Here is a 1,257-nt window from a genome sequence, read left to right on the forward strand (position 1 = left end):
CGTCGAGCACGCCGTGTTCGCGGGCAAGCTCGATCAGGCTGTCGGCCTTGCGGCTTCGCGATCCGCGGGCGCTGTCGCCCATGATCGAGCGTTCGTACGCCAGCGCGGTCTGCAGCGCCCGCCATCCGTTGCCCTCGCCACCCAACAGGTAGTCGTCGGCCACGGTCGCGTCGTTGATGAAGACCTCGTTGAAATGGGACTCGCCGGTGATCTGCACGAGCGGGCGTACCTCGATGCCGGGCTGCTTCATCGGCATGATGAACAGGCTCAAGCCTTTGTGCTTGGGCACATCCCAGTCGGTGCGGGCCAGCAGCAGTGCGTAGTCGGCGGTCAGCGCGCCCGACGTCCACACCTTCTGCCCGTTGACCACCCACTGGTCGCCGTCGCGGACCGCGGTGGTGCGCACGCTGGCCAGGTCGGAGCCGGCGCCCGGCTCGCTGTAGAGCAGGCAGGTGCGGGACCGCTCGACCAGGAAATCGCGCAGCAGGTCGCCCTTGAGCTTCTCGGTGCCGAGCTTGAGCGCGGTGTTGGCCGGGATGTTGTACTTGTCCTGCCGCGATCCCGGCGCCTTGATCGCCGAGAACTCCTGACCGATGACGGCGGCCAGGTCGCTCGGGTAGCCACGGCCGAACCACTCGGTGGGGTAGGTCGGCACCGCGTATCCGGCGTCGAGCACCTTCTCCAGCCATGCGATGCGCTCCGGGGAGGACGCCCACGGGTCATCGGACTTGGGCAGCGGAGTCCAGTTGTCGCGCAACCACTCCCGGACTTCGGCGCGCAGCTCGTCGGCGGTGGGAAGCTGAGAAGTCATATCAGGCACCTTTCGAGACGAGGTAGCGCTCGCGATGCAGCCGCGGACCGCCGAACAGCTGTAGGCCGGTTCGCGCCCTGCGCAGGAACAGATGGGCGGGGTGCTCCCAGGTGAATCCGATGCCGCCGTGCATCTGGATGGCATTCATCGTGATGGTCTCGTAGGCCTCGGCGCAGGCGAAGCCCGCCAAAGCGACTGCCCCGTCGGATGTTTCGCTGCCGGTGGACTTCTCGGCGGCGGCGTGCTGGGCCGCCGACGTCGCGTTCTCGACCTCGATCAGCAGATCGGCGGCCATGTGCTTGAGCGCCTGAAAGCTCCCGATCTGGCGGCCGAACTGGACGCGGGTTTTGAGGTAGTCGACGGTCATGTCGAAGATTCGGCGGGAGCCGCCCACCTGCTCGCCGGCCGAGGCGATGACGGCGTAGTCGAGGGCCTCCTGTACGGCG

Annotated in this window: 2 protein-coding genes; both read right to left on the reverse strand. The window is 67.5% G+C overall.

The genetic code is table 11. From position 1 onward, the window contains the following. The coding region (locus A5698_RS09250) for an acyl-CoA dehydrogenase family protein (RefSeq protein WP_068295749.1) at positions 1-811 on the reverse strand (811 nt) is incomplete at its 3' end. Between the two features lies 1 nt (position 812). Next, positions 813-1,257 (reverse strand): acyl-CoA dehydrogenase family protein (locus A5698_RS09255; RefSeq protein ID WP_286144409.1); only part of this gene is annotated, 445 nt, incomplete at its 5' end.

This window comes from Mycobacterium sp. E136 (assembly GCF_001666865.1).
Taxonomy (GTDB): domain Bacteria; phylum Actinomycetota; class Actinomycetes; order Mycobacteriales; family Mycobacteriaceae; genus Mycobacterium.